This is a genomic window from Coleofasciculus sp. G3-WIS-01, assembly GCF_040223135.1.
Lineage (GTDB): Bacteria > Cyanobacteriota > Cyanobacteriia > Cyanobacteriales > Coleofasciculaceae > Coleofasciculus.
Window position 1 is genome coordinate 1 of record NZ_JAVJZI010000126.1, and the last position, 7,574, is coordinate 7,574.

Here is a 7,574-nt window from a genome sequence, read left to right on the forward strand (position 1 = left end):
AGTATTCAACAAATAGAATTAACCAGATAAGCAGAAAGATGCCCTAGGGCAGTAATTGAGCTGGGCTTGACTGTTGCGGTTATTTATAGTAATTTAAGAGAATGGGAAAATGTGCGCTCCTATAGACCCCTTGAGGAAAGTCAAGAAACTGAAAGCGCGATCGCAAATTAGACAGTATTCAATCAATATCAATCTGGCGAGGGGGTGTTATGGGTTCCTCGTTCAAGATTTTTTGACCAGTTTTGGCATAAAACTTATATTGTTCAAGAATGATTTTTGCTAATTCAGATAGAGGAATTTCGTTCCCCTCCAGCTTACGTTTCAGGTAATATTTAAGGGATTCAATATAAGCTAAACCCAGTGCCAACGTTAGGGCGGCGGCGGTGGAGGCGGAGATTGCACCCCCCACAATTGTTCCAGCACCGGGTATCATTTTAAGTAAGTTCGCCGCGATCGCTCTGCCAACGGTTGCCACGCCGCCAACCCCAACAATCGTCGAGAGTACGGTGCTGGTAAAGGCGCGATCAAAGGGTAAGCCAAAGATAGCCGTGATATTCGCCAGCATCACAGTTTGCATGGTAACTAATATCGGTGCATCAGAAAAGGGAATCGGAGACGCACCGATTAATGCAGAACCCGCTACATATCCACTCACATATTTAAACGCCTCACTGGATTTTAAGGTAATATTGCGCGTCTGTTCTCTGAGGAAAGCCTTGCGTGCTTCGGTAGACAGAAGGTTAGCCGTTACTTCAACCAGATGATCTAAACCATGGACTTTAATCGTATAATCATCATCGATGGGTTTAGGCTCAGCGAGAACCGCAACAACCTGACAAACAGGTAAATTTTTACTATCCAAGAAGACTTGAAACTCACTGCGCTTTCGGGTTAAAGTTTGGGTTAAGACTAAAATAATTGGTACATCTTGTAGATTTAGCCTATTCAGCCATTCTTCCTCAACTTGATCAAACCGTCCCGCCTCATGTTCTAAACAGTACCAAATTACATGAATATGTTCTTTAGCCGCTTGCAGTCTTTGGGTTTCAATGAGTTCTGCTACATCTAAGCGCACCTGTTGAATCTGTTCAGGATTGAGTTCGAGTCCGGGTGTATCATAAACCGTAATCGGACAGCCTTTTTTCCGGTAGCGTCGGATGGTTTGGGTAACCGGGTAGCCAACCCCCGTTTCGGCTAGACGAGATTGGAAAATAGCATTAATCAGCGTACTTTTGCCCACACCCGTTTTGCCAATTACCAATACATTACACTCTCCCGTGTCCTTTCCGGCATCTTCGTAGGCTTCGCTCATTTTATCTAAAAGCTGATCAACTGAAAAATCCTCTGCCATTCCCAGTCATTCCTTGGTCGTTGTCTGGGATAGAACGACGCTATCCACTGCTTTATTAGTGTATCAAGTCCTGCGATCGCGCTTCGTACTTATCTACAATAGGGCTTACGGATAGGGAGAGGATACCTGATGACAACGGTAACAGCCAAAACTAAAATTACCTGGGAGAAGCTACCCGATGATTTCCCCTTACCGGATGAACCAGTGGATAATATTGATCAACCTGGATTAGCCGCCGCGTTGAGCGACAGTTTAGAAGTGACGGGGCGATTGCGAGAAGCGATGCTAGTCGCCACTAATTACGGTGTCTGCGCCCGGTTAGATGGCAAGATTGTGGTTAAAGCTCCCGATTGGATGTATATCCCTCGGATTCAGGTGTCGCAAGAGTTTATCCGTCGCAGTTATACACCCCACCTGCAAGGAGATATTCCAGGGATTGTGATCGAGTTTCTCTCGGAGACAGAGGGGAGTGAATATTCCATCAAACCCACCTATCCTCCAGGAAAATGGTATTTTTATGAGCAAGTGTTGCGAGTCCCCCAGTATGGGATTTTTGAACCCCAACAAGGGGTGCTAGAACTGTATCAGCTCAACGATTCCGGGCGTTACGACTTGCAACAACCCCAGGAGAATCGCTACTGGATAGATACACTCGGTTTATTTCTGGGTGTGTGGGAAGGAACCAAGGGAAACCGTCAGGGTTATTGGTTGCGGTGGTGGGATGAATCTGGGCAACTTTTACCCTGGGGAGTAGAATTAGTAGAGCAGGAACGACAACGTGCACAACAGGAACAGCAAAGAGTTCAATCTTTGATAGCCCAGTTAAGAGCGGCTGGAATTGAGCCAGAGGCTTAATATAAAGCTCTCTCAAGTTAGTCTATAAGCGATCGCAAGTGTGTTAAGTTTCGTCAGATGAATCGGGTGCGATCGCGCAGATAGAAACTCAGACTAACTAAGGGGAGCAAGATGCTCCCACTACCCCTGCTCCCTCAGCTTCCCCTGCTTCCCCTGCTTCAAAAGGTCCCTACCCTTTCCATCTCCTTAACCGCAGGTCCGTGGAGAATTTGTCCATCACAGCTAAAACGGGAACCGTGACAGGGACAATCCCAACTCTTCTCAGCGCTATTCCAGTTAACAATACAGCCTAAGTGAGGACAAACAGCGGAAACCGCATGAATTGAACCCTTTTCATCCCGGTAAGCGGCGACTTTGTTCCCATCAAGGGTGAGCAGTTTCCCTTCCCCTTTGCTAACATCAGCGAAAGAGGAGTCATCTAATCCCTTAAAGCGATCGCCAATCCAATGCTTACCCACATCCAGGTTCTCTTTGAGCGAGGTTTCCGAGATAAAGGGAGTGGCGCGAGTGGCGTCATAAAGACTTGCCCAGGGATTGGATTGTCCTAAAATCAGATCAGACAGGATCATCCCCGATAGGGTACTCTTAGTCATACCCCAGAGACTAAATCCCGTGGCGACGTAAATATGATTGTTTACTGGGGTCAATTTGCCAATGTAGGGTAACTTATCAAAAGACACCATATCCTGGGTTGACCAGCGATACTCGAAGGTATCAATGCCAAAATAGGTGCGACCATAGTCTTCTAAGCGCAGATACCGTTCCTCTGTCTGGGTGACTGTACCCGTTTTATGACTCTCACCGCCGATAAGTAAGAGTACACCACCATTGTAGGGCGTCGTCCGCAGCGATCGATAATGCTCACCGACACCAATAAACATCCCATCGGGTGCTTTGGCTGGATCAATCGAGGCGGCGACAATATAAGAACGTTTCGGATAAGCTTTAGCAAAGAAGAGTCCCTGATCCAGAATGGGTAAATTTGTCGTGACAATAACATCTTTGGCTTTAAGTACCCCCCGAGTCGTTTTAACTTGACAAGGGCTATCTTCATCAACGCCTTCAACTCGCGTATCATCAAATAAATAGCTACCATTACCCGGAATCGTTCTAGCCAGATGGAGCAAATATTTCCGGGCGTGAAACTGCGCTTGATTTTCAAATTTCACCGCTCCCGCAATTGGAAAGGGGAGTGAAGTATCTTTCACAAAAGCAGCAGGAAGTCCCAATTTTACCGCCGCTTCCACTTCGGCTTCAATTTTACTCAAATTTTCTGGAGAATCGGCAAAGGTGTAGGCACTTTGACGGCTAAAATCACAATCAATCTGTTCATCTTTAACCAGTTGAGCCACCTGCTCAATCGCCGCCTGGTTAGACTCTCCATAAAGGCGGGCTTTGTCTTCCCCGAATTGCTTAATTAGATCGGCATAGATTAACTGGTGCAGCGATGTTATCTTTGCCGTTGTATGACCACTCACCCCCATTGCCACTCGTTGAGATTCTATCACGGCAACGGTTTTACCCGCACGTTTTAAGAGTGTTGCAGCGGTTAATCCAGCCATTCCCCCACCCACAATCGCCACATCGACGACTAGATTATTGATAAAGGGAGAAAATGTAGAGGTTGGGGTTGAATCAATCCAAAATGAAGTGGGTTTTCCAGCAATTAAAGTCATGGGTTTATAAAATAATGAGGTATTGTCCTACTGTAATTGAGGACTAGGAGTAGTCTTCATCTATCTGCGGGTGGAAGAAAAGACAATTGATGTTTCTTAGCTCAAATGATCAGGTTTGAGTCGAATGATCATCACTCCGGTGGTAATCAGCCTGTTGGCTGTGTGCTAAAAGCAGGGGGAGTAGAGACGTAGCATGCTACGTCTGTTGCAGATTGCTCTCGCTCCTGTAATAGCTTAGAGAGCAAGCAACACGCACCAGTTTGTGTCGAACTGCTCAAAACAATAATTAGCAAGGGTTGTGGCTTAAGTTGACACGGATGCAGGTTTGCGAAGGAAATGTACCTCACCTTAATTTTCTCTGTTCACAATGAATTAGCCCTAAGAGGTTTGGGGGCTCTACCCCGGTTAAATACCCGCTTTTGAGTCATATTAGGGGTTACTTTTCCAAGGGATTAACCGTTAAAATGAAGGTCTAGAACAGGAATAAAAAACTCTATCCCAGATGTATTTGCACGAGAGCAAGCTTAATGAGCCACAATAAATGCCAACCGACAAGGGAGTAAGTCGTACATCAATACAATTCGCATCTACTCTTAATAGATGTGGCAATCAATTAGTTATTATCATAGAATGAATGAATAAATTAAGCCAATGCCAAGTTAAACGCTCTTACCTAATAAAACTCTACCGGATTAGGGGGATTTTTAGAGCAAAATAAAACATTTCTGCCATAATACATTTAACTCATGATTGTCCAGCCTGATATCAAAATTGTCAGCAAAATCTACGAAAGTGATCATTCCCTGATCTATCGAGGTATTTTCAATAGCAATCATCAACCCGTTATTTTGAAATGCCTCAAGACGGATTATCCTACTCCGCTTCAACTCTATCGCTATCAACAGGAATACACCATCACTCGCCACCTCAACCTAGAGGGAACCCTAAAAGCTTACAACTTGATAAACGACCAAAATACACTAATCTTAGTAGTGGAGGATTTTGGTGGCGAATCTTTAAAACTCTGGCTAAAACGCCGTTCTTTTTCTATACCCGAATTTCTCACCCTGGCGATTCAAATTACAGAGAAGTTAGGCAAAATCCATCAAAATCAAGTTATTCACAAAGACATTAATCCAGCCCATATTGTCTGGAATCCTCAAACCGGACAATTAAAACTAATTGATTTTAGTATCGCCACGCAGCTTTGTCAAGAAAACCCTCACCTGAAAAGTCCTCATAGTTTAGACGGAACATTAGCCTATATATCTCCCGAACAAACCGGACGAATGAATCGAGTCATCGACTATCGCACCGACTTCTATTCCCTTGGCGTCACCTTCTATGAATGGCTAACCCACCAGCTTCCTTTTATCGCTGTCGATGCACTGGAATTAGTCCATTGTTTAATGGCAAAACAGCCGATACCGCCCCATAAAATTAATCCCGACATACCCCTAACTGTCTCAGACATCATAATGAAATTAATGGCAAAAACTCCTGAAGCACGATATCAGAGTGCTTGGGGAATCAAGGCAGATTTAGAAATCTGTCTGAGGCAATGGAAAAACGGTGCAATTGAACAATTTAATTTAGGATACCACGATATTGCCGATCGCTTACACATTCCGCAAACACTTTATGGCAGAAAATCGCCCATTCAATCTTTACTCACCGCCTTTAGTCGCATCGCCTCTGCACCAGAAAAACACCAATCTCTACAACCACCTGAACTGATCATCATTTCTGGATATGCTGGGATAGGCAAATCTGTATTAGTCAAAGAACTCTATCCGCAAATTACCCAAAAACGTGGCTACTTAATTAGCGGTAAATTTGAGCAACTGCACCGCGATAGTCCCTATCAAGGTTTAGTGGCGGCTTGCCAAGACTTAGTGCAACAATTACTAACAGAAACCCAATCCCAATTACACCAGTGGCGGCAGAAAAATTTAGCCGCCCTCGGTGAAAATGGACAAGTAATTAGTGATGTTATTCCCGATATTGAATTAGTGATTGGCAAACAGCCGCCTGTCCCAGAATTACCGCCCAAAGAAGCTCAAAATCGGTTGAATTTCCTGTTTCAATCCTTTTTGCAAGTCTTTTGTAAAAAAGAACATCCCCTCGTCTTATTTCTCGATGATCTGCAGTGGGCAGATACAGGAACATTGCAATGGCTTAAGCAAATAATGACTCAGGGAAATACCCACTATCTATTATTAATTGCCACCTATCGAGATAACGAAGTAAGTCCCACTCATCCGGTGATGCTGATGGTATCCCAGATGAAGAAACAGGGAGTTAGGATAAACTCTATCTCCCTTTCTCCCCTGAGATTACACCAGGTTAATCAATGGATTGCCGATACCTTGAAATCTGAGGGCGTATATACCCAAAAATTAGCCGAATTGGTTTGGCAAAAAACCCGAGGCAATCCCTTTTTTATCAAAGCATTTCTTAACTCCCTCTATACCAATAAATTACTGACTATTGATCGGACGTCTGGAGTTTGGTCTTGGAACTTAGAACAGATTCGCGCTCAGACTATCACAGATAATGTAGTTGAATTCATGACCCGAAAAATTCAATCCTTATCTGAACCCACCCAAACGGTCTTAAAATTAGCGGCTTGTCTAGGTAACCCCTTTGATTTAGCCACCCTATCTCTTATTTATCAGAACTCCCGCCAAGCCACAGCTAATCATTTATGGCATGCTATCCAAACCGGATTAATTATCCCAACTGGACAAAATTACAACGGCGGTAAAATAAACTACAACCCCGATAAATTAACCCTTACCTATAAATTTGCTCATGACCGCATTCAGCAAGCCGCCTATTCCCTAATTTTGCCCGAAGAAAAGCCAAAAAATCACTGGAAAATTGGGCAAATATTGTATCAAAATACCTACCCAGAAATCAGGAAACCAACAATTTTTCAGATAGTCAATCAACTGAACTTGGGAATTACCGCCACAGCCAGTCAAAACGACCGATATCAACTGGCTCAATTGAATCTCGTCGCTGGCAAAAAAGCCAAAGTAGCGGCAGCATATCAACCAGCTTGGAATTACTTAAACCTGGGGATTCGTTGTCTGGATACCGATAGCTGGTTGCGTCAGTATGACCTAACCTTAGCACTCTATGTCCATGCTGTAGAAGTGGCGATTTTGAGTGGCAATATTCAGGACATGGATAACCTGGCTGCCATTGTCCTAAAACAAGCGACGTCTTTATTGGATAAAGTGAAAGTCTATGAAGTGAAAATTCAGGCATATACGGCACAAAATCAACCCCTAGAGGCGATCAATACAGCACTGGCTGTCTTAAACCTATTAGGAATTCGCTTTCCCCAGCCGATCAAAAAGTTCCATATTATCCGAGAACTGCTGAAAACAAAATTAACCTTAGTTGGGAAATCAATTGCCGGATTAATCGACCTGCCAATTATGACTGATCCGAATAAACGGGTCTTCCGTACTTAGTGTGCTAAACTATTAAAATAAACCTTAAAATAATAAGATAAAATGGCAAGGATAAAAAGAGAAATGACTAAGCTCCTAAACCTGCCGGGAGTTATAGCAGAAAATATCCAAGATGCTGAAGAAACATTAATTGTCTCTGTTCGGGTACAAAAGAAAACAGCGAAATGCCCCCGTTGTGGTCATACGAGCCGTCGTCTCCATCAAAAT

Annotated in this window: 4 protein-coding genes; 2 read left to right on the forward strand and 2 right to left on the reverse strand. The window is 43.8% G+C overall.

What is annotated here, in order from left to right:
- Nucleotides 1–178: 178 nt before the first annotated feature.
- Nucleotides 179–1,351, reverse strand: a complete 1,173-nt coding sequence (locus RIM23_RS12615) for a GTPase (protein ID WP_446367552.1) — start codon at nucleotides 1,349–1,351, stop codon at nucleotides 179–181.
- 129 nt (nucleotides 1,352–1,480) lie between these two features.
- On the opposite strand from RIM23_RS12615, the gene RIM23_RS12620 reads away from it, so the two are divergent.
- Entirely contained in the window at nucleotides 1,481–2,206 is a 726-nt protein-coding gene (locus tag RIM23_RS12620; protein ID WP_446367554.1) for a Uma2 family endonuclease, read from the forward strand.
- A gap of 158 nt (nucleotides 2,207–2,364) precedes the next feature.
- Here RIM23_RS12620 and RIM23_RS12625 read toward each other — a convergent pair whose 3' ends face one another.
- Nucleotides 2,365–3,882: an FAD-dependent oxidoreductase gene (locus tag RIM23_RS12625; protein WP_446367556.1), complete on the reverse strand. Its 1,518-nt coding sequence runs from the start codon at nucleotides 3,880–3,882 to the stop codon at nucleotides 2,365–2,367.
- Between the two features lie 746 nt (nucleotides 3,883–4,628).
- On the opposite strand from RIM23_RS12625, the gene RIM23_RS12630 reads away from it, so the two are divergent.
- Nucleotides 4,629–7,367 carry an ATP-binding protein gene (locus tag RIM23_RS12630; RefSeq protein WP_446367558.1) on the forward strand — a complete coding sequence of 913 codons (2,739 nt, stop codon included), beginning with the start codon at nucleotides 4,629–4,631 and terminating at the stop codon, nucleotides 7,365–7,367.
- Nucleotides 7,368–7,574: the final 207 nt, after the last annotated feature.

Coding starts and splice junctions, on each gene's coding strand:
- RIM23_RS12630 (WP_446367558.1), top strand. CDS start 4,629: ATGATTGTCCAGCCTGATATCAAAATTGTCAGCAAAATCTACGAAAGT.
- RIM23_RS12615 (WP_446367552.1), bottom strand. CDS start 1,351: ATGGCAGAGGATTTTTCAGTTGATCAGCTTTTAGATAAAATGAGCGAA.
- RIM23_RS12620 (WP_446367554.1), top strand. CDS start 1,481: ATGACAACGGTAACAGCCAAAACTAAAATTACCTGGGAGAAGCTACCC.
- RIM23_RS12625 (WP_446367556.1), bottom strand. CDS start 3,882: ATGACTTTAATTGCTGGAAAACCCACTTCATTTTGGATTGATTCAACC.